The 21,208-nt window shown below is 59.2% G+C and carries 23 protein-coding genes; 6 read left to right on the forward strand and 17 right to left on the reverse strand.

Translation table 11 applies throughout. The features are described from left to right. The first annotated feature begins 120 nt into the window (after positions 1-120). From TG4357_RS09390 to TG4357_RS09400, 3 genes are read left to right on the forward strand one after another with little or no spacing between them, the layout of a single operon-like run. Positions 121-723 (forward strand): TetR/AcrR family transcriptional regulator, encoded by a 603-nt coding sequence (locus TG4357_RS09390; RefSeq protein ID WP_058262617.1) that lies wholly within the window; start codon positions 121-123, stop codon positions 721-723. After that, positions 720-2,024: a phenylacetate--CoA ligase family protein gene (locus tag TG4357_RS09395; RefSeq protein WP_058262618.1), complete on the forward strand. Its 1,305-nt coding sequence runs from the start codon at positions 720-722 to the stop codon at positions 2,022-2,024. The genes TG4357_RS09390 and TG4357_RS09395 overlap by 4 nt, the downstream gene beginning before the upstream one ends. After that, positions 2,021-2,782 (forward strand): enoyl-CoA hydratase/isomerase family protein, encoded by a 762-nt coding sequence (locus TG4357_RS09400; RefSeq protein ID WP_058262619.1) that lies wholly within the window; start codon positions 2,021-2,023, stop codon positions 2,780-2,782. The genes TG4357_RS09395 and TG4357_RS09400 overlap by 4 nt, the downstream gene beginning before the upstream one ends. 177 nt (positions 2,783-2,959) lie before the next feature. Here the strand turns inward: TG4357_RS09400 and TG4357_RS09405 are convergent, their stop codons facing one another. The 9 genes from TG4357_RS09405 to TG4357_RS09450 form a co-directional block, all read right to left on the reverse strand. Continuing rightward, positions 2,960-3,691 carry a Crp/Fnr family transcriptional regulator gene (locus TG4357_RS09405; RefSeq protein ID WP_158509062.1) on the reverse strand — a complete coding sequence of 244 codons (732 nt, stop codon included), beginning with the start codon at positions 3,689-3,691 and terminating at the stop codon, positions 2,960-2,962. Positions 3,692-3,862: 171 nt separating this feature from the next. Then, complete coding sequence (locus TG4357_RS09410; protein ID WP_058262621.1) at positions 3,863-4,357, reverse strand: hypothetical protein; 495 nt, start codon at positions 4,355-4,357, stop codon at positions 3,863-3,865. A gap of 53 nt (positions 4,358-4,410) precedes the next feature. Next, positions 4,411-4,764: a polyketide synthase gene (locus TG4357_RS09415; protein WP_139193683.1), complete on the reverse strand. Its 354-nt coding sequence runs from the start codon at positions 4,762-4,764 to the stop codon at positions 4,411-4,413. A gap of 375 nt (positions 4,765-5,139) precedes the next feature. Further along, positions 5,140-6,105, reverse strand: a complete 966-nt coding sequence (locus TG4357_RS09425) for an agmatinase (RefSeq protein ID WP_058262624.1) — start codon at positions 6,103-6,105, stop codon at positions 5,140-5,142. 12 nt (positions 6,106-6,117) lie between these two features. Next, positions 6,118-6,849 carry an SDR family NAD(P)-dependent oxidoreductase gene (locus TG4357_RS09430; protein WP_058262625.1) on the reverse strand — a complete coding sequence of 244 codons (732 nt, stop codon included), beginning with the start codon at positions 6,847-6,849 and terminating at the stop codon, positions 6,118-6,120. Further along, the gene (locus tag TG4357_RS09435) at positions 6,846-7,613 is read right to left on the reverse strand and encodes an SDR family NAD(P)-dependent oxidoreductase (protein ID WP_058262626.1); all 768 of its coding nucleotides are present in this window, start codon (positions 7,611-7,613) and stop codon (positions 6,846-6,848) included. The genes TG4357_RS09430 and TG4357_RS09435 overlap by 4 nt, the downstream gene beginning before the upstream one ends. Then, positions 7,610-8,404: an ABC transporter ATP-binding protein gene (locus tag TG4357_RS09440; protein WP_074647114.1), complete on the reverse strand. Its 795-nt coding sequence runs from the start codon at positions 8,402-8,404 to the stop codon at positions 7,610-7,612. Before TG4357_RS09440 ends, TG4357_RS09435 begins: the two co-directional genes overlap by 4 nt. Positions 8,405-8,406: 2 nt before the next feature. Continuing rightward, positions 8,407-9,081 (reverse strand): ABC transporter permease, encoded by a 675-nt coding sequence (locus TG4357_RS09445; protein WP_233487461.1) that lies wholly within the window; start codon positions 9,079-9,081, stop codon positions 8,407-8,409. A 190-nt stretch (positions 9,082-9,271) separates the two neighbouring features. After that, positions 9,272-10,330 carry an ABC transporter substrate-binding protein gene (locus TG4357_RS09450; RefSeq protein ID WP_158509063.1) on the reverse strand — a complete coding sequence of 353 codons (1,059 nt, stop codon included), beginning with the start codon at positions 10,328-10,330 and terminating at the stop codon, positions 9,272-9,274. Between the two features lie 137 nt (positions 10,331-10,467). Between TG4357_RS09450 and TG4357_RS09455 the strand changes: the two genes are divergently transcribed. Both TG4357_RS09455 and TG4357_RS09460 read left to right on the forward strand, forming a co-directional pair. Continuing rightward, entirely contained in the window at positions 10,468-11,097 is a 630-nt protein-coding gene (locus TG4357_RS09455; protein ID WP_158509064.1) for a TetR/AcrR family transcriptional regulator, read from the forward strand. A gap of 26 nt (positions 11,098-11,123) precedes the next feature. Continuing rightward, on the forward strand, positions 11,124-11,984 hold the full coding sequence (locus tag TG4357_RS09460; RefSeq protein WP_058262631.1) for a polysaccharide deacetylase family protein: 861 nt from the start codon (positions 11,124-11,126) through the stop codon (positions 11,982-11,984). A 66-nt stretch (positions 11,985-12,050) separates the two neighbouring features. On the opposite strand, the gene TG4357_RS09465 is transcribed toward TG4357_RS09460, so the two are convergent. The 5 genes from TG4357_RS09465 to TG4357_RS09485 form a co-directional block, all read right to left on the reverse strand. After that, on the reverse strand, positions 12,051-13,046 hold the full coding sequence (locus TG4357_RS09465; protein ID WP_139193681.1) for a fatty acid desaturase: 996 nt from the start codon (positions 13,044-13,046) through the stop codon (positions 12,051-12,053). Between the two features lie 77 nt (positions 13,047-13,123). Beyond that, the gene (locus tag TG4357_RS09470) at positions 13,124-13,369 is read right to left on the reverse strand and encodes a hypothetical protein (RefSeq protein ID WP_058262633.1); all 246 of its coding nucleotides are present in this window, start codon (positions 13,367-13,369) and stop codon (positions 13,124-13,126) included. Between the two features lie 128 nt (positions 13,370-13,497). Beyond that, positions 13,498-13,743, reverse strand: a complete 246-nt coding sequence (locus TG4357_RS09475; RefSeq protein WP_139193680.1) for a DUF982 domain-containing protein — start codon at positions 13,741-13,743, stop codon at positions 13,498-13,500. A 143-nt stretch (positions 13,744-13,886) separates the two neighbouring features. Continuing rightward, positions 13,887-14,093: a cold-shock protein gene (locus TG4357_RS09480; protein ID WP_058262698.1), complete on the reverse strand. Its 207-nt coding sequence runs from the start codon at positions 14,091-14,093 to the stop codon at positions 13,887-13,889. Positions 14,094-14,324: 231 nt separating this feature from the next. Continuing rightward, positions 14,325-17,363, reverse strand: coding sequence for a PAS domain S-box protein (locus tag TG4357_RS09485; RefSeq protein ID WP_058262634.1), 3,039 nt, complete (start codon positions 17,361-17,363; stop codon positions 14,325-14,327). A 254-nt stretch (positions 17,364-17,617) separates the two neighbouring features. Here TG4357_RS09485 and TG4357_RS09490 point away from each other — a divergent pair, with 254 nt between their 5' ends. Continuing rightward, complete coding sequence (locus TG4357_RS09490; protein WP_058262635.1) at positions 17,618-18,565, forward strand: aminotransferase class IV; 948 nt, start codon at positions 17,618-17,620, stop codon at positions 18,563-18,565. On the opposite strand, the gene TG4357_RS09495 is transcribed toward TG4357_RS09490, so the two are convergent. The 3 genes from TG4357_RS09495 to TG4357_RS09505 are packed head-to-tail and all read right to left on the reverse strand — an operon-like array spanning position 18,562 to position 21,203. Next, a complete protein-coding gene (locus TG4357_RS09495) occupies positions 18,562-19,329 on the reverse strand; it encodes a hydroxypyruvate isomerase family protein (protein ID WP_058262636.1) in 768 nt (255 codons plus the stop codon). The two genes, TG4357_RS09490 and TG4357_RS09495, sit on opposite strands and share 4 nt — an antisense overlap. 39 nt (positions 19,330-19,368) lie before the next feature. Further along, positions 19,369-19,737, reverse strand: a complete 369-nt coding sequence (locus TG4357_RS09500; RefSeq protein ID WP_058262637.1) for a DMT family transporter — start codon at positions 19,735-19,737, stop codon at positions 19,369-19,371. After that, complete coding sequence (locus TG4357_RS09505; RefSeq protein WP_058262638.1) at positions 19,734-21,203, reverse strand: UbiA family prenyltransferase; 1,470 nt, start codon at positions 21,201-21,203, stop codon at positions 19,734-19,736. The genes TG4357_RS09500 and TG4357_RS09505 overlap by 4 nt, the downstream gene beginning before the upstream one ends. Positions 21,204-21,208: the final 5 nt, after the last annotated feature.

Consider the following 21,208-nt stretch of genomic DNA (forward strand, 5'->3'; position numbering starts at 1 on the left):
GAATTATAAATATGATGTTGATGTCAGTTTCATATTTAACCAATGACAGAGCCCACCGTGACCCCAGCCCCCTCAACAAACGCGCCCCCTCCACAAGATCCATGCTTTGAAGATTGGCTCATGCGCGACCGCACGGAGATGCGAAAAGGCGACCGGACGCGCACCGATCTAATCGTCGCTTGTGCCCGCTTCCTTGCCGCGCAGCCATTGGAACGGCTCACCGTTTCGGCGATCTGCAAATCGGCCGGCGTGGCGCATGGCACGTTCTATCTCTATTTTTCCGACCGGAATGTGCTGGCCGGTGCCGTTCTCAGCGCCTTTGCCGATTACGTGCAGCTGCGCATGCACGCCGCCAGCCGCAACACCGACGATCCGGCCCACGATACCACGGCCGCCTATATGCGGATATTCGAGGACAACGCCGGCCTGATGAAAAGCATGGTGGTTGGCGGCGACGCCTTCCCACAGGCCCGCGAAGCGTTCCAGCGGCTGAACCACGACTGGGCCCAAACCGTAATGCGCGCAACGCTCCGGCGCGATGGCCGCGCGGCAAGACCCGAACCGGACCTGATGCGCCGCGCCTACGCGCTTGGCGGCATGGTGGACCAATATCTGACCGCCCTGTTCATCACCAATGACCCGTGGGTCAAATCCTTTTCACACGATCACGAGGCGGTGCTGGAAATGTTCACAGACATCTGGAAACGGGGCATGGCACCATGAGCCTGATCGAAAACGGCCACCGGATCGCGCTGAATGATCTTGCGGCGCACCGGCAAGCGGCCTGGGAACGCCAAAGCGCCTATGTCGCCGCCCATTCCGATTTCTACCGGCGCCTGTGGGCGGGTCAAACACCGCCCAAACGGTTGGAGGATCTGGCTGCTCTGCCCTTTTCCGACAAAGCGGACCTGCGCCTGTCACAGCCCGCCCATCCGCCGTTCGGTGACTATCTGGCCGCGCCGCGCGATCAGGTGTCCCGGTTGCACCGTACATCGGGCACCACCGGGCAGGCGATGAACCTGGCGCTCAGTGCGCGTGACTGCGACACCACCGAAATCGTCGGTGGCCGGGCACAGGCGCTGGCTGGTCTTGGACCGGGTGACACGGTGGTGCATTGCCTGAATTACCAGATGTGGATGGGGGGATTGACCGATCATCGAACATTGGAACGCACCGGGGCGACGGTGGTGCCGTTCGGCGTCGGGTCGACTGAACTTCTGGTCCGCAGCATTCTCGAAGTCGGGATCACCGCGATTTCCTGCACGCCGTCCTATCCGACCGTGCTGGAACGGGTGATTGCGGAAAAATTCCCCGGTCTCACCCCTGCCGATCTTGGCCTCAAGCTGGGATTGTTCGGCGGAGAACCCGGTCTGGACGATCCCGCCTTGCGCCAACGCCTGTGCGACACATGGGGGATGGAACCGCGCAACGCCAATTACGGCGTGTCGGATGTGTTTTGTAACTTCGCGTCCGAATGCCCCCATGACACCGCGTTGCATTTCGTGGCCCATGATGTGCTGCATGTCGAACTGATCGACCCGGACACCGAAGCGACAAAGACCTTGGAACCCGGCGCGAAAGGCGAACTGGTCCTGACCCATCTGTCGCGTGACTGTCAGCCGCTGGTGCGGTTTCGAACCGGCGACATCATCGTGATCGAAGCAACCGATCCCTGCCGTTGCGGCGGTACCGGGTTCCGGTTCCGCGTGGTCGGGCGTTCCGACGACATGATCGTGGTTCGGGGGCTGAATATGTTTCCGACCATGGTGGCCGCTGTGGTGACCGAATTTCCCGAATTGTCGGGCGATTACCGGATCATCCTCGACAGTCCGCCACCCTACGACGTGCTGCCGGTTCACGCCGAACTTGCCAAGGAACAGCCAGAGGACGGCACCCTTTCCCAGCGGCTGGAAACGGCGCTCAAGGCCAAACTCGGCGCGACGGCCCAAGTGACCATCGTCCCCGCCGGCACCTTTCCGGTGACTGAGGGCAAAACCAAACGTGTGATCAGGAACACCCCATGACAGATTTCAGCTATGACACCATTCTGTCCTCCATGACCGGTGACGGCGTGCGCACCATCGCCCTGAACCGGCCAAATTCTCTCAATGCGATGAACCGGCGGCTGATCGACGACGTTGCGATCGCGTTCGACGACGCCAATCGGGATCCGCAGACCCGCGCGATCATCTTCACCGGCAAAGGCCGCGCCTTTTGCGCCGGCGATGACAGGCATGAACATGTTCATCCTGAAACCGAAGCAGAGGCGCGCGATCTGGTCGATGCGATCCAGCGGGCGACGGTCGCCATCGTGTTCGGCGCCAAGCCGGTGGTGGGGGCGATCAACGGCTGGGCGGTCGGCGGCGGTTTCGAATGGGCGATCAACTGCGACTTTCCGATCTGGGCCGAAAGCGCCAAAGGGTTTTTCCCCGAAGTGTCGCTCAACCTGTTCGTCACCGGGGCGGTAACGTCGCTGCTGCCAGCCATTGCAGGCCCGTTGAAAGCGCGTGAAATGCTGTTTCTCGGACAGCGCTACCCAGCCGCTGAATTGCACGATTGTGGGGTCGCGTGGAAAGTCGTGCCCGACGCCGATCTGCAAACCGAAGCCGCCAAGGTGGCGGCACAGCTTGCACACCTCCCGACCCTGTCGGTGCGCGCGATGAAACGGGTGCTGAATCAGGCAACCGCCGGCGCATTGCACCGCGCGCTTGAACAGGAAACCGAAGCAACCGTTGCCGGTTTTCTCGACCCCGAAACAACCCGCCTGTTGAAACAGTTCTAAGTTTCAACACACCCGGCCATATGGCACAGGATTTCGAACATCGCCGACGCATCGAAGAGCGTCGACAGGATATATCGGCCATCTTGGCTGAAGTGTAAGGTGCGGCTACTTGTAGAAAAGGACTTGTAACGCTTCAAAATCTGGTCCGATGCGTAACGCACCGGACCAGCAACGGTTTCAGGCGGCATGGCGCAGCGAAACGGCCTCACCCGTGGCGGCGAAGAGACTCTGAGGATCGCGGATCACGGCGCAGGAAGGCTGCGGCAATGCGACCACGCCGGCTTTTTCAAGCGCCTTGATCTGACGCGAAACGGTCTCAAACGTCAGACACAGGATCTGCCCAAGCTCGGCGCGGTTCAGGCGTAAATCCATCTCCTCGGGTCGCTCCTGTCGTTCCCAGAACGACAAAAGCAATGTGGCCACCCGTTGCATCGCGGTTTTGCGGCCCAGCATGACCTGCCAGCGGCGCGCTTCGCAAAGTTGATCCTGCAATTCTTCAAGATAGTTCATCCGCAGGCGCGGTATTTCCTCCAGAATTACTGCGAATACATCACTATCACAGCTAAGCAGCACCGTTTCCCCCATCGCAGTGCGCCGCACCCCGGCAGTGCGCGGGCCGACGGGCGACAGCATCTCGCCCGCGAAGGTCAGACCGAAAAGCCGGCTGACCCCGTCAGGATCGCATACCTCCTTGCGCAGCACACCGCGCAGCACGATCTCGGGATGGGGGACGTTGGTGTGATCGCGAGAAATCGGGTCGCCATCGCCATAAATATCTTGGGTAAAGGCCCGTAGGACCGTGGATTTCTGCCGCGCTGTCAAACCGCGAAACAGCTTGTGCCGTTTCGTGCTGATATGCATCGGTACTGCGTGGCCCGGAATTTGCCACGGTAGAGTCATCGCGTTCATCTCGCATCTCTTTCTCATTTGGTGCAGTGCCGCGTTTCACGGCAGGGTGCGGCCAGAGAGAGACTGCGCAATTGGCGCTATCCGTCTTGCCCAAGGCCATGACGGACTGCCGGTCGTGCGGTCCCTGTTCCGACGTCTGTTCGGGATAGCCGGACTCGGTGTCCGGCGGGATCAGACGGGAACAGGCGGGGCGCGGGCACGCGTGGCCCCCCCGGCGGTCTGCCGGTTCAGGATCTGGTCGGTCGGCAGCGCCAAATCACAAAATCCAAGCGCAAATGCGACCGGCTCGGCAAGCGGCGGCGCCGCGTTCTGGGTGGTAAGGGAAACCTGCACGCAGTGGGGAGCATGGGGATCACCACCCTGGTCTTGCTTCTCTCCAACCGGAATCGTGCTGCCGTCTTCGGTCAGCCAGACTTCCTTCGTGCCACTACTGGTACACAGCACCAGCCGGATACCATCCGGTCCGGCATGCCGCATCATGCCATCGGGAACGGTCCCAAGCAGCACAAGCGCCAGTACAAGCAAGGGCCGGGCAAGAAGAAGCGCGAAACGCATTACGATCACCTCGCCCCGGCGGGGATGATGACAGGGACTGTGACGGGGCAGGCAGCCACCGCAAAGAAACGTCCCGCGCAAATGGGAAATAACGTCATGTCTGATATCCATGGGGGCATCCGGCACGCGATGGCCGGAACGCTCATTCGGGTCGTGGAAGACGGTCAGACCAATGGCGGCGCCCGCGCGGGGCGTGTTGCGGTTCGTGTCAATGACGTCTGGCGTGGCCCAAACATGGCAACAGGTGCCGCCACCGTGGCGAGGTTCAGCCGAACATAATCGGATGCCGGTTCAGGAAGATGAAACGTCACCAGAAGACGGCAGGCTTCGCAGTCGGTCCCCGCGCCGCCATCCCCAGAACCACCGCAAAGATCGGCAGCCCCCAATCCAAAGGCCGCGGCATAAAGATCTGCCTCGACTTCGGCAGGCGAAGAAAACCGATGCCCAAAACCCGTCGTCGCCAAAGCAACGGTCAGAGCACAGATCAGTGCACCCAGCAGGATTGGAAATTTTTTCAACCTCATGGCATCTTAGCTAATCTGCCCCTCCTCACACAACAAGCACCCAATTCCCGATGGGGCGATTTGTCCTGTCGCTGCACGGCACCCCAAGCATCCCTGCTTTCTCCGAATTTGAAACGCGGTAGGGGATTTCATCTGTGTTTCGTGTTCTTCGGATGGGAATGCATTTCCGCGAATGTCATATCTCATACCCCAGACAGAGCGGTTGCTTCGCTTGTCATATTTCGCGACAGCCTTTCGCACCATCGCGACCGCAAGCCGTTCAATTGCAGTCTGAGCCTGTGCTTGAAAATCAAAAAGCCCGGCAAACGCCCGTTTCAGCATCGAAACGGACCTTCGCCGGGCGCTTTGTGTTCAGCCAAGGTCGGTCTCTTATTCGGACGCCAAACCGGCCATGTGGCACAGGATTTCGAACATCACCGACGCACCGAGGTAAGCGGTGCCCCCGGACGCATCGAAGGGCGGCGACACTTCGACCAGATCGGCCCCGGCAATATTGACCCCGTCAAGCAGGCGGGCGACCTGCAATGCCTGATAGGAATTCGGCCCGCCCACTTCGGGGGTGCCGGTGCCGGGGGCAAAGGCCGGGTCGACGAAATCGATGTCATAAGACACATAGGTGGGCGCCTTGCCGACGATTTCCTTGGCTTCGGCCATCACATCTTCGGGGCCGCGGGCGTGGAATTCTTCGATCGGGATCACCCGAATGCCGACGCTGTCGGCGAAATCGCGGTCTTCGCTGTCATAGGTGGTGCCACGGATGCCGATTTGCACGACCCGCTTGGGATCAAGAAGCCCCTCTTCGACCGCGCGGCGGAACGGGGTGCCGTGGGTGTACATCGTACCGCCGAAATAACTGTAAAACAGGTCGGTATGGCTGTCGAAATGGATCATGCCCAGCGGATCGGGTTTACCCAAGGCACGCAGGATCGGCAGCGAATTGAGGTGATCACCCCCGGCGGTCAGCGGCCGAATGCCGTTGGCGCGGACCTGTTCGAAGAATGTGGTGATCCGCGTCATGCTGTCGTGCAAATCCGCCGGGTTCGGGGCGACATCGCCCATATCGGCGCAATTGGCCATCTCGAAAGGGCGCACCCCGGTCGCACCGTTCTGGGCCCGGATCATCGTCGACATGTCGCGCAGCTGACGCGGCCCATGCCGTGGCCCCGGACGGTTGGTGGTGCCGGAATCCCAGGGCGAACCTATAAAACCGATCTGCACGTCCTTCAGGCGCGGGTGATCGAAATTGACATGCGGCAACCGCATGAAGGTCGGAACACCGGCATAGCGCGGCAGGTCAAAGCCGGAAACCGGATGGAAAAAGGGATCGCTTGTCATTGTTGGCTCCTATCAGATCATCACGCTGCCACCGTTCACGCCGAAACACTGGCCGGTGACGAAATTGCTATCGGGGCTTGCAAGGTAGCAGGCCATTGCGGCGATATCTCCGGGCTGACCTAACCGCGCCAGCGGCGTCGCCATATCCTTGGCCAACTGTTCGGGGCTCATGCTGTCGGGGCTGGTCATGTCGGTTTCAATCGATCCGGGGGCGATGGCATTCACCAAGATCCCCGGCGCCAGTTCCCGCGCGAAGGTGCGGGTCAACGCGATGATCCCGCCTTTCGACGCGGTGTAAGCCGCCATTTCCTCGCGGCCAAGAATCCCTAGGTCGCTGGCGATATTGATGATCCGTCCGGTCTGGCAGCGCCGGACAAAGGCACGGGCCGCAAGGAAGGTGCCACGCAGGTTGACCGCGATCACCCGGTCGAAATCGGCCACTTCGGTTTCGGCAAGCGGGCTTTCGCGCAGAATGCCGGCATTGTTGACCAGAATGTCAGGCGCACCGAAGGCGTCGGTCGCGGCCTCGAAAAACGCTTCGATCTGGGCTTCGTCGGCCACGTCAGCGGTGACGGCGATGCCATCCGAAAGCGCCTTGATCGCCGTCAGCGTGTCCGCTGCGGCCGGATCACCGGGATGACAGAACGCCACCTTGGCGCCATGCGACGCCAGCGCCAGCGCAATCGCCCGGCCAATGCCGCGCGACCCGCCGGTGACAATAGCAAGCTTGCCGTGCAACGTCATGACATCACCTCTCCGCGATCAACATTGATGGCCTGCCCGGTGATATTCGCCCCACCCGACGAGGCAAGGAACATGTAGGTATTGGCCATGTCGCGCGGTTCCATCAATCCGTCGATTGCCTGCGCCGACATGATTTCGGCCTGCACCTCTGCCTCGCTGCGCCCGCTGGTTTCGGCCAGTTCTCTCAGCGAATTCATCGCCGGTCCGGTCTTGACCCAACCGGGGCATACCGCGTTGACACAAATCCCGCGCGGACCAAGTTCCTGCGCCCAGGTACGGGCCAGACCGATCAGCGCGTGCTTGCTGGACACATAGGCCGAAAATCCCGGAACGGCGGTGCGCGCCCAGATCGAAGCGGTCAGAATGATCCGCCCCCCATCGGGAATGCGTGTCACCAAGGCATCGGTCACGTTCTGGGTGCCGGTGATGTTGATCGCGATGATCCGCTCGAACGTCGCGTTGCCGGTCGGGTTGTCCCCGGTCAGCGGCGTCGGGCGTTCAAGCCCGGCATTGTTCACCAACACGTCGATCCGGTCGATATCGCGCAGCCGCTCCGTCACCATCGCGGCATCGGCGATGTCGCATTGGATCGCGCGCACCTTACCCGGCAATTGCCGGGCCGCGTCGTGGATCGCATCGGTATCGGCCAGAACGATCAGGTCGGCCCCGGCCCGGGCAAAGCCTTCGGCGACGCCATAGCCGATTCCGCTGCTGGCCCCCGTCACCAGCACCGTCTTGCCGGAAAAATCGAAACTTACGCTCATTCCACGCCCCTTCCCTCTTCTCGCATCAACCGCATCAATCGGGATTCCAGTTCGGCATAACCGTCCAGCTTGACCGCCCGTTCCTTGTCGGCGATGCGCTGGCCTTGCTTGAACTCCGGCACGATTTCTTCCTTCACCCGGCCCGGATGGCTGGACAGGAACACGATCTTGTCGGCCAGAAAAATCGCCTCTTCCAAATCATGGGTGACGATCACCATGGTGGTGTTGGTCTGTTCGGCGACATTGATCATCAATTCCTGCATCAACCACCGGGTTTCGGCATCAAGCGCCCCGAAAGGTTCGTCCATCAGCAGGACTTCGGGATCATTTGCCAAGGTCCGGGCAATGGCGACGCGCTGGCGCATCCCGCCAGAAAGCTGCGAAGGATAGACATCGGCGAATTTGCCAAGCCCGACAAGGTTGATGAACCGTTCCGCCCGTTCGCGCCGTTCGTCCGGGTCGATGCCGTTGATCTTCATTCCGAATTCGACGTTCTTGCGCACCGACAGCCAATCGAACGACGTATAGGCCTGAAACACCATGCCGCGATCGCGCCCCGGCCCGTCGACGGTACGCCCGCCGATGGCTATTTCACCCTTAGTGGGGATTTCCAATCCTGCCATCATTCGCAGGATCGTCGACTTGCCGCAGCCCGAAGGCCCAAGCAAGACGCAGATCGAATTCTGCTCGACCTTGAAATTGACATCCTGAACAGCCGTTACACGGTTTCCGCCGCCCAGTTCGAACACCTTGGTGATGTTCTTGATCTCCAATGCGGTGACTTGGGTCATGATCATTTCTTCTGCAAATAGGGGAAGGCCCGGCGATGCAAGGCGGCGAAGGCGAGGTCAAAAACAAGGCCAAGCACACCGATCACGATGATGCCCGACAGGATCTCGTCAGTTTTCAGAAAGCGGCGGGCGCGCATCATCATCGCACCGATCCCGGTGGTCGAAGCGACGATTTCGGCGATCACCAGATAGGTCCAGGCCATCGCAAGCATCTGGCGCATCGCGACCATGATGTCGGGCAGAACGGCGGGGAAAATCACCCGGGCCACGACCGTGCCACGGCTGGCCCCAAGGGTCAGCGCGGTTTCGACCAGTTCTTCACGGACATTCTTGGTGTGATCCATGATCAGCGTGATCAGGAAAAAGATGACACCGATGAACAGCAGCGCCAGCTTGGGGGCTTCGCCGGTGCCGAACCACATCAGCAGGATCGGGATGAAAGACGGGGCCGGCAGGTAACGCCAGGCCGAAACGAATGGGGCGAAAACCGCTTCGATCGCGGGAAAGCTGCCCATCATCACGCCCAGCGGCACCGCGACGGCGATCGCCATGCCAAAGGCACCGATCACCCGGGCGATCGAAATCATCACATCGGACCCGAAGCCGCGATTGAAGAAAAGATCGATTGTGGTGGCAAACACCTGCTGCGGTGCGGGCACCAGCAGTTCATTCACCATTCCGGTCGCCGAAGCGAAAATCCAGACGCCGAAAAATACCATCCAGATTGCGAGTGCCGACAGGATGCTCTGACGTCGGCTTACGGGTTTTCTTAGCCTGAAAAACGGTCTTGAAGGGGATTGGGCCGTCACTGCTCTGCTCCGGTCTAAGGGATGGGGGGGCACCATCCGGTGCCCCCGGATATCTGGATTATTGCGCGATCAGTTCCTGGCGATAGCCAGACGCTGCAAGATCGCCCATCAGGCTGCAATCGATGCCAGCAGCGGCGTCGATCTTCTTGTCCATCAGGCCAAGCTTGATCCACCATTCGTTGGTCAGTGCAATCGAATCCACCATCGACCCGTTTGCCATCCCGAACGGACCGTCGCCCTCAAGCACACCGCACAGCCGGGCGCTTTCATCGAAATCGAGCATATAAATGCCACCTTCGAAGCTTTTGCCATTGGTGCCGATCACAAAACCGATGTCTTCTTCCGGCCATTGCAGGAATTTGGCCATCGCCTTGTTGGTTTCCGCGACATGAGTACTCCAGTACCCCAACCCGTCCCAACGCGCTTTCAGCACGGCAAGGGCGGCATCACGGTTCTCGGCGATGAAGTTCTTGTTCATGTAAAGCGAATCCATGAAGATTCCGGTCTTCAGCACATCCGGGTCGGACGTGTTGACGATCGAACGGGCCCCCGGCTTGGCTTCGAGCACCTTCGAAATCCAGGGCTCATACATATAGGCCGCCGCAAGATCGCCCGACATCATCGGCCCAACCGCTTCGTCGGCGTTCAGGTTCACCCATTCCACCTGATCAGGGGAAATGCCTTCGGAATCAAGCCAGATGCCCATCAGCAAATGACCGATATACGCCTGCGGCGCGGCCACTTTCAACCCCGGCAGGTCTGCCGTTTCGATTTCCGGCGACAGGATCACGTGATCGACCCCGTAGGATGGGTTGAGAAAGGCGACGTTGACCACGTCGGTCCCCCGATCGACCACCAGCGGGGTGTATTCCGCGGTACAGCCATAGACATCGATCTGACCGGCCGCGAGCGCCGCGTGGCCCCCAAGCGGGTCTTCGAAGATTGTGATTTTCAGATCGTGATCCGGGATCAGGTCGTTCTGGCGGGCGACTTCAAGCATCGCATAGCCGGGCCAGGATACGCAGATCCCAACATTGATTTTGTCAGCAGCGGCCGCGCCAGCGCTACCTCCTGCTGCAATGGCCGCAGCGGCCGCGATATTCAGAATGGAGCGCATGGTCATACCTCGCAAGTTGTCGTGATTCCTTGTTGTGCAAATAACTTTATCGAGTAAAAACTTTTATGCAATAAAATATTTTGCTTGACCAAATCCGCCAGTTGGCCGAATGTCCGATGAAATCAAAGGAGAAAACGGTGAGCACCCTACGTGCACGACAGAAAGAAGACCGGAGAAACCGCATCGTGTCTTCGGCGAAAACCCTTTTCAAAGACAAAGGGTACGACAAGACGACGATTGAAAATATCGCCGTGGCCGCAGAAGTGTCCGGGGTGACCGTACACAATTATTACGGCACCAAGGCAGGTGTGCTGCTGGCGCTGGTGATCGAAAGCGACAAGCAGTTGATCGCACAGCTCGACGAATCTATGCCGCATGAACAGGGCGACCTCATTACATTGATGATTGCCTTTGCCCGTCGGATCATGGCCCACGCGATCAAGACGCTGGAAAAGGATATCTGGCGACAAGTCATCGCCGCCGTCACAACCGAAGCAGGCACCCCGCTCAGCAAGGCCTATTCCAAGCTCGACGAACAGCTTTCCTTCGTGCTTGTCCGTCGCATCGAAGCGATGCAGGCGGCAGGAACCCTTCCGGGCGCGGTGAACCCGCTGCATCTCGGGCGCGCCCTGTTCCAGCTTCAAAATGCCCGCTTCATCGAATTCATATCGTCCGACCAGGTTACGCAGGACGAAATCGAAACCCGCCTGCGCAATGATCTTGTTGCGCTGTTTTCCGTTTGCATCGATCAGGCCCACTCGGCCTGACATCGTTTTATTTCCGGGAGTCACCCATGTTCCTCAACCCGATCACCTGGCCCGAAGGCAAGCGCAGCGCTGCCTGCATTACATTCGACATCGATGCGGATTCACTCATCCGCACCGCCCGCCCCGATGATGCCGAACTTAGGTTGCAGGCGATCTCGATGGGCCGCTACGGGCCGACGGTCGCCATGCCCCGCATCCTCGACACGTATCGCCGCTTCGGTCTGACCCAGACCTTCTTCATGCCGGCATGGGTGATGCAGACCTACCCGGACACCGTCGAAGCGATTTTGAAAGATGGCCACGAAATCGGGCATCATTCGTGGATGCACGAAGACCCGATGATGCATTCGGACGACGTCGAAGCCGAACTGTTCGACCGCGCCCTCGAAGTGCATGTAAAAATGACCGGCCGCAAACCACGCGGCTACCGCGCCCCGGTCTATTCGATGACCCCGGCGATGGTTGACCGGCTGATCGAACATGAATTTGTCTATGACAGTTCGATGATGGCCGACGATCTGCCCTATCTTGTCGAAACCCCCAAAGGCAGCCTGATCGAAGTGCCGCCGCATTGGGGCACCGACGATTGGCCGCCCTTTGCCCATTTTGGCGAAATCGATTACCTGATGCCGGTGCGCGCCCCGTCGGACGGGATTCGCGCCTTCGCCGAAGAATTCGACGCCATGCACGACGCGGGCGGGTTCTGGATGCCGGTGCTGCACCCGTTCCTGACCGGGCGCTTGGCGCGGTGGCGGGAAATGGAAAAGCTGATCGAACGGGCGCTGAACACCGGCGAAGTCTGGTTCGCCCCGATGGAACAGATCGCATCACATGCGCTGTCGAACCGCGATGGTTTGCGTCGGGAACGGATCGGTGACGCGGGCTGACCCACCGCTGCATCGCTCAATCACAGCAGCGGCCCCACGGATCGGGGCCGCGCGCGTCGCAGGTTGTTACACTGCAACCGCCCTTGCATCAGAAAACGACAACAGCTTTCGGCTCTTTTCGTCCCACAGATGAAGCCGCGCACAGCGGAAGCTTTCCCAAAGCGTGATGCGCTGCGACTGGGCAAGGATGTCATGATCCCGCACCACTTCGCTCAGCCGATAGAACGGAATGCGGCTGGCCAGATGATGCACATGGTGAACACCGATATTCGCGGTGACCCACCGCAGGACACCGGGCAGGTCGTAATAGGAACTGCCGTTCAATGCCGCCTCTTGCACGGTCCATTGGTCATCGTGATCCCAAACGGTGTCTTCGAACTGGTGTTGGACATAAAAGAACCAAACCCCCGCCATCGCGGCCAAAAGCGTCGTTGGCAGGAACACCAACAGCAGAACATCCAGACCGCCCAGCCAAACGATCACGCCCAGCGCGACCGCAATCGCGGCATTGGTCGCCAAGGCACTCAGCCAATAACTCTGTCCTGACCGCATCTGCCCGATCGGCAACCGGTTTTGCAGGAAAAACAGATAGAACGGGACAACGCCCAGCAGGAAAAGCGGATTGCGCACCAATCGATACAAGGCCCGTCCGGTCCAGCTTTTTTGCCGGTATTCCCGCACGGTGAGCGTCGGCATATCGCCTGTGCCACGCTTGTCGAGATTCCCGGTCGTTGCATGGTGAATCGAATGATTTTTGCGCCAGACATCATAAGGCGTCAGCGTCATGACGCCCAGAATCCGACCGACCCAGTCGCTCAGTTGGCGGTTCTTGAAAAACGCACCATGGCCGCAATCGTGCTGGATCATGAACAAGCGCATCAGAAAACCCGCATTCGCCAGAGCCAGCGCCAAGGCCAGCCAGGGACTGATCGACACCGACCACCAAGCCAAAGCCCAGATCGCTAAAAAGGGCACCAAGGTCACGGTCAATTCGAAAATACTGCGGGAGAGGATCGGTTCGCGATACTGGGCGAGGATCCGGGTCCATTCATAGGGCTTCAACAGGCTATCTTTCGTTTGGATTATCTTAGGTACCCTTCGTTCTTGAGGCACCTTTTGTGTTCAGTTTGTACCGTGTGTCAACTTTTTCCGTCGGCCTTGACGCGGGTTTTCTGCGCCGCGTCTTTGATCTGTGCTTGAGGGGCTTTGGTAACCGTGCTGGCCTCTCTCTCAAGCCGGGCCTTGCGCAGCCGCGCGGTCTTGGTTTCGCGCTTTTCCGCTTCGTCGTCCAAAATTTCCCACGCCGCGCGCGTGGTCTTGTCGATCAGCGTTTCAGCGCGCGGCTTTTCAGCCTTGAACAACGTGTCCTTTGTAATTTTCGCCATCTTTTCTACTCCTTGAAAGGTGCTGTGCAGGGCTGCACCAATGGGCCGCAAACGTTGGGGGACTGGACGTTACCGATCACCGGATCATCCAAACCGGCGGACCCACAACAAAGCCCCGCCCGCCTCGATCAAAAAACGGCAGCCTTATCGATACCCATCTGCTCTGGCAGAAAGCCCGCAGTCTTCGCCGCCGACTGGAACGCGTCGCGCGCAACACCAACCGTTACAAGACAGTGCATCGCCGCATCAACCTGTGTCAGCGCGTCCTCGCGTTTGCGGTCGGCCACCGGCCATTTTTTCCGCAGCCAATACTGCGCCTGTTCAATCGTAGTGATCTGTTGTGTGTCCCCTTCCGGCGAAACGACAACGGTCATAGGGTTTCCCCAATTAATTTCTATCAAGTTTGTCTTTTCCTTAATTTTCGCGATGGCCAGCTGTGAAACTCAGGGGCCATATCAAATAAAAGGCGAAAACGGTCAAAGGCCGCTTCCGCCTCGTAATCCATCTCGCCGCAGGCTTATGCCAGCGCAAGATTGGTCGCGGATTCACGACCGTCCCGACCGCTTTCGATATCGAAGGTCACAGCCTGCCCATCATCGAGCTGTTGCAGCCCAGCGCGTTCAAGCGCCGAAATATGAACGAAAATGTCCTTCGATCCTTGCTCGGGGGCAATGAAGCCGAAACCTTTTTGGGTGTTGAACCATTTCACGGTGCCATTGGCCATCGTGTTGTCTCCTTGTTTGATCGCCATCCGCAAAACGCGATGGCCCGGCCCAGTGTCGTCATAAAATCAACTGAGGCCGTCAGGAAACAGAAGGTCGTAAGAAGAAGCTTTGCCCGTTTTAAGTAGGCATACATAAGCCTCATTGCAAGTGCGCAGGGCCGCGAACCGAAAAATGGGTTGTTCAAGCCGTCTCAGGATGCACAAACGTCATCCCACCGTCCTGCGATCAAATCAGCCATGGAAAACGCTGTTGACCGCCTGTGCCAATTGCCCCACCCGGAACGGCTTTGTCAGAAGCTGGATATCGGCATTCACCGATCTGTTCTGCCGCAGATATTCCGCAGGATAGCCCGACATGAAAATGAACTGCATGTCCGGGCTGTTTGCCCTGACTTGGGCCGCGAATTCCGGCCCGCTGATCCCGCCGGGCAAGACGACGTCAGACAGGATAAGACGGATACCCGGCATCGCAGCAAGCGTGCGCTGCGCCTCGTCGGTATTTTGCGCCATCACGACGGTATACCCAAGCTTGCGCAGCATCCGTCCGGTGATCGTTCGGACCTCGCTTTCGTCCTCAAGAACCAACACGGTTTCGCCTTGGCCTTTGGGGATATCCTGTGTCTTGACGCGCATACGCCGTCCACTGTTCGCCTCTGCTTTGGGTAGGAACAATTTGACGGTGGTGCCCTCGCCGACCACGCTATCGATGATCACCTGTCCGCCCGACTGACGGGCAAAGCCATAAACCATCGACAATCCAAGACCGCTGCCTTCCCCCACCTCCTTGGTGGTGAAGAACGGTTCGAACACGCGTGCCAGTGTTTCCTTCGACATGCCATGCCCGCGATCCCCAACCGACAGCATGACGAAATCACCGACCAACTGGTCGCTGTCCGGTTCGCCATCCGGTTCGGGCAACGATACGTTCTGACACGCGATTGTCAGCGGCCCACCGTCCGGCATCGCATGGCGCGCGTTGATCGCCAGGTTCAACAGCGCGTTTTCGACCTGGCCCGGGTCCGCAAGTGCGGGCCAAAGCCCCTCCTCTGCCTGGGATTGAATATCGATGGTTTCGCCCAGTGTCCGCTGCAACAGCGACAGCATGCCACCCACCAATTCCGACAGATCGATCTCTTCAGGTGCCAGCGGCTGTTGCCGTGAAAATGCAAGCAAACGCTGCGTCAGCTCCGCGCCCCGTTCGGTCGCGCGCAGGATTTGCGAAACCATCCTGGGATCGTATATCCCGTCATCTTCAAGAACTTCTGCATTGCCCTGAATGACGGCCAGCAGGTTGTTGAAATCATGCGCGATTCCACCGGTCAACTGCCCGACGGCTTCCAGCTTCTGGGCCCGCACAAGCTGCAATTCCGTTGCCTTGCGTTCGGTAATATCCTCGACAATCGCAAAATATATCGGCGGAGTTTCCGTCCGCGCAATTTGCAGACGGATCTGGACATCGTAGAATGAACCGTCCTTGCGTTGATGCCTGATTTCAAATTCCAAAACCTGAACCCGCCCATCTCTAAGCGGTTGAATAAGGTCTAAAAAATCCTGCCTTGAATAATCCGGCTTGATATCGAAAGGCGACATCCCTTTCAATTCATCCATACTGTAGCCCAGATTTTCGCGGGCCCCGCGATTGACCAAGATGAAGTGAAGATCGTCGCCGCCGAAAACGTACACTTCGTTGACCGAATCTTCGATGATCCGGCCAAGGCGGGTGTTGATTTCCTCGGCCTGCATGCGCTCGGTCACATTTCGAACGGTGCCTTCAACCCCCAGAACCTCATCGTTGTCACCCAAGATGAAACGCGCATTCGTTTCGCCGACAATGACCTGCCCATCCTTGTGGCACAGCCAAGCGGGATAATTTCGAATGTGACCGCCCTGTTCATCCAAGGCTTGCAGGAAATGGTGACGGGCCTCGGAATCGAAATAGAGCGACTTGATCGGTCTGCCGATAAGGTCGTCAACCGAATAGCCAAGCAGATCCTGACAGGACGGCGATATCATCGTGATGCGCCCTTGTTTGTCTGATCGATAATAGGTTTCGTCGAGATGGTCCAGAATGCCGCGATAGGTCGCTTCACTCGCCCGCAATTCCTGCTCCAGCAGCTTGAAGTCGGTGATATCCTGAAGCGTTCCTTCCATCATCGTCGGTTCATCAGCGCGCCATTCCGGCGCGGCTTCCACTTCGTGCACAAAGCGAGTGACACCATCTTTACCGACGATGCGATATTCCAAAGTAATCGGATCAGGAGTTTCGCGCCGTGCCGACAGGGCCTTGATATACATTTCCCTGTCATCCGGGTGGATCAACGCGATGTCGTCTTCTTCGGTGTCGATCTCGGACATATACTCTTCGATCGTCATCCCGTGCAGCGCCGCGAATTCCTCGGTGATGAAGACGTTTTTGCCTTTTTCGAAATCCCAGATGTAATAGCCAAGCTTGCCGATATTCATCGCATGTTGCAGCCGCCGCTCGCTTTCGTGCAGATCCGCAGACCCAGACGCAACAGGATTTTCACGCAGTTCCTCCGCGTCCCGGCCTTGTCGATCTGCGGCCCGCAGCGCGGCAATCAGGCGGCCGGTTTGTTCCCGGCACAGCACCGCAAGGGAAATCATCGCCGCCCCGGCGACACCCGTCAAAACAAGCGAAACAGAAACGCCGGTCAGTTTCAGAAAATCCGCGGTCGTCGGCAACCAGCCGGGTAAACCGGGGCTGGCCGGAACGAAAACCCCGGCAAACGCTCCGTAAAGCAAGAAGGAACCGCCAAGAATACGCGAAACCACCGGGGCAAACCCAAACGCCCGGCGCAACGCCAGCGCCGCCATGACCGCAGCCGGCAATCCAAGGACATAACGCGCAACAGCTTCGACGACCGCCAACTGGCCGCTGCCCGACAACAGCAACATCCCCCCGATCAGGCCGAAAAGCAGGTAAATCCATTTCGAAACAATTGGGACAGACTTGTCCGCCGCGGCCCATGGCCGTGTCACGCTCCGCCGGGAAAATTCGAAAAGCGACAGGAAGGAAACCACCAGAAGGGCCACCGCCACCCCGTTCAGCCATGAAGGCACGACATCCGCAACCAACCGCCACGCATCAACGAAACCCCGCCCCCCCTGAAACAGGCCGAACAGGCCCAGATAAGCAAAGTGACGGTTGACCGGCAGGTCTTCGATATCTCTGGGCTGCATCAGGGCAACAACGCCCACCCCCAACAGGCAGCTTCCATAACCCAGAGTAATCGCGAATTGATAATCCATATGCCCTGCACACACTACTTGTCACAATCGATACACACCCAGTCTCAGTCTGGTGGTCATAGACTTGAAATTCTAGCGCAAACCGGGCCCCTGTGCCAGCTTTGCGCGGCGTCTGCCTAATACAGGGCAAAACCCGGCGCGGAAAGGTTCTACTGTCCTGTCAGTGCGTGGCACCTCCGGCGACAGCCCTTGAAGCCAGCCGAAAACGGGTAGAGGTTACACGCAGGCATTTTCCATCCTGACCGGGGCAAACCATGACCGACGCGCACAGCCATTCCACCCATGACACCTTGGCCGATCCGCGCAATGACACGATCATGATCTATGTCGATGGCGCGATCGTCCCCAAGGATCAGGCCAAGGTTTCGGTCTACGATTCCGGCTTCATGCTGGGCGACGGCATGTGGGAAGGGCTGCGGCTTTATGAAGGGGAATGGGCGTTTTTCGACGACCACATGGACCGGCTGTTCAGCGCCTGCAAAGCGGTGTCTCTCGATATCGGGCTGGATCGGGACGGGATTCGCGACATCCTCGACCGGACGGCGGCGGCCAATGGCATGGTCAATGACGCCCATTGCCGGTTGATGATCACCCGCGGGCGCAAGGCGAAACCGTTTCAGCACCCGCATTTGTCACAATGGGGTCCGACCATCGTCGCCATCGTGGAACATTCCACCCCCGCCAACAGCCTGCAAAGCCGGGGTATCCGGTTGGCCACCGTGCCTCAGGTGCGCGGATTGCCACACAGCCAAGACCCGAAGTTCAACAGCCATTCCAAACTCAACTGCGTCATCGCCTGCCTGCAAGCGGAACAGGCCGGTGCCGATGAAGGGCTGATGCTGGACCCGCATGGGTTCGTCAACACCACCAATGCCTGCAATTTCTTCATTGTGCGCAAAGGGGCGGTTTGGACCTCGACCGGGGACTACTGCATGAACGGCATCACCCGGCAGAAGGTGATCGACCTGTGCCACGCCAATGGCATCCCGGTCTTTGAAAGGAACTATTCGCTTTATGACGCCTATGGCGCCGATGAAGCGTTTTTGACCGGCACTTTCGGGGCCCAGACCCCGGTGGCCGAAATTGATGGCAAATCGATCGGCGGCGGATCGGGGGCCGGACCGGTCACCTTGCGCCTCCGGGATCTCTACAAGGATCTGATCGCCCGGACCGTGGCCGCGCAAAAGGCGCAGCGGGGCTAAATCCCCTTGGCCCAGTCGAGCCAGGCCAAAGACGCCCCGGTATCGCCTGCGGGCCGGTATTCCGCCCCCAAGGGGCGGTCATATCCCACGTCCCGCAGCAATGTGAAAACAGAACGGTAATCGACCTCGCCATGATCGGGGGGACCACGATCGGGAACAGCGGCAAATTGGATATGGCCGATCCAGGGTAGCAGCGTTTTCAACCTGCCCGCGACATCGCCCTCGGTTCGTTGCACATGGTAGCAATCGAACATCAATTTCAGATTGCCCGCCCCGACCGCACGGATCAGCGCCACCGCCTGATCGGTCCGGGTCAGGAAATACCCCGGCGCATCATCGGGATTGATCGGTTCGATCAGGATCGTGATGTCGTGCCGTGCGGCCCGCGCACAGGCATAGCGCAGATTTTCCGCGAACACCTGCGCCGCCTCCGCCCCGGTGGCTTTGCCCGCCATCACATGCACATGCCGGGCATTGATCGCGGCCCCGTATTCAACGGCTTCGTCAATCGCTGCGCGCGCCTGCGGGCCGCGCCCCGGCAGCGCAGCAAGACCGAAGTCACCCGCAGCCACATCGCCCGGCCTTGTGTTCAAGGCGACCATTTCCAACCCGGTCTCGGACAGCGCCGCGATAACGTCTTCGTTGGCAACATCATAAGGCCAATGGCATTCGACCGCATCGAAACCCGCCCGTTTCGCCGCTCGAATGGCGGCGGGCAACGACCGGTCTGCCCATAAAAATCCCAGATTTGCCGAAAACTGCATTGCCTGCGCCCCTGTTCCGTCTGGCGTGTCAAACGCTGGTCACGCCCCGCGCGCCATCACCAGCAGACCCAGCACGATCAACCCGATCCCGGTCAACCGGGTCGGATTGGCCGGTTCCCCCAGAACCAGAATCCCCGACATCACCACCAGAACGAAACTGATCGACACGAACGGATAGGCCAGCGACAGATCAAGCTGCCGCAAGGCGAACAGCCACAGCACCACGCTGACCCCATAAAGCGCCAATCCCAGCAGCACGAAGGGGGAAAACAGCATCCCCATGACCTTCATCACCAAACCGGCGGTTTCGCTGAACACCACCCGTGACACCCCGTGTTTAAAAGACGTCTGCGCCATCGCCGACAGGATCACGCTGGCAATGACAAGAACGAAGTTGGGCAAGGTCACGGTAACATCCAATCCAAATTGATATAACGGGCCGACAGGACAACGGCCAAAACGATCAGACCCGACACCCGGCTGATCCGGTCTTTGAGGGCAAAGGCCACCGGATCGTCTCCGATCTGATCGCGGTTGGCCCACATCCAGGCGCGATAGGTCCAGAACATCATCACCGGCAGCACCAGCCACAGCAAACCCGGTGCCTGATACTGTTCTTGCACGGCGTTGCTACTGATATATTCCGCCATCGTCAGCAGCGACAGCGCGGCATTGGCGATACCGAATGTCTGCACGACATGCAGATCACCGGCATAATAATTGCGCGCCGGCAACCGCCCCGAGGACGTATCCCGCGCCAGTTCGATATAGCGTTTCATATAAGCCAGGCTAAGAAAGAAGAAGAGAGAGAAGGTCAGGATCCAGGGGCTTGGCACCACCAGAATGGCGGCTGCACCGGCAACAATCCGAATGGTATAAAGCACCGATAAAACCACCACGTCGATGGTGGAATAGGCCTTCAGCCAGAACGAATACGCCTTGGTCAATGCCACATATAGCAACAGCACCATCCCGAACGCCACGCTGACCAAGGCAAAGCCGATACTCACCCCGGCAAGCAGCAGCCCCAGCGCCGCCGCCACCCCCGTTGTCGGTCGTAGCGCCCCAGCGGCGAACGGGCGTTTGCATTTGGTCGGATGCGCCCGGTCGGCATCGATATCAAGCATGTCATTGATCAGGTAAACCGCCGATGCACACAGCGAAAACGCGGCAAATCCCAGCGCCGCCCGCAACAGGCTGGCCGGATCGTTGTAAAGATGCGCAAACAGCAGCGGCAGGAACAATAACAGGTTTTTAGCCCATTGCTGCGGTCGCATCGCCCGCCACAATGCCGCCTTTGGGGCCTTGTCATCCGCCGGTACCAACGTGACCGCCTCACCGGTCGCCAAGGCGCGCGCCTTGGCCGGAACCCGCGCAAAGCCGCGCCAGGCCGCATCGCGCCAGATCGGCAGATCGGCGGCGGAATCGCCCAGGTATTCGAACCCGCCCTGCCCCGCTATGGCCCGGATCGCGGCCAGTTTGGCAGCACCTTTCATATTGTGCCCCGGCTCCGACGCAATGATATCGTCGAACAGCCCGGTAAAATCGGCCACCTCTTGCGCCACTTTGCGGTCGGCCGCAGTGGCCAGTATCACCCGCCGCCCGGCCCGACGCGCCGCTTTCACATAGGCCAGAACCGCAGGGTCGTACGGCAACAGATCGGCCCGGAATTCGACATGGTCGGCCAGCGCCCGTTTCACCCCGGCAACCCCGGATTTCAAGACGCCTGACAAAACCGCAGCGATTGCAACAGGGGATTTGAACGCCCGCACCAGCAATTCCTGCGCGACATCGGTCCGCAGCAATGTCCCGTCCATATCGACGAACAACGGCACGTTTTGACGTTCTGAATGGCTTTCTACAATGTCCGTCATATCAG

The sequence above is a fragment of the Thalassovita gelatinovora genome (assembly GCF_001458355.1).
Classification (GTDB): Bacteria; Pseudomonadota; Alphaproteobacteria; order Rhodobacterales; family Rhodobacteraceae; genus Thalassobius; species Thalassobius gelatinovorus.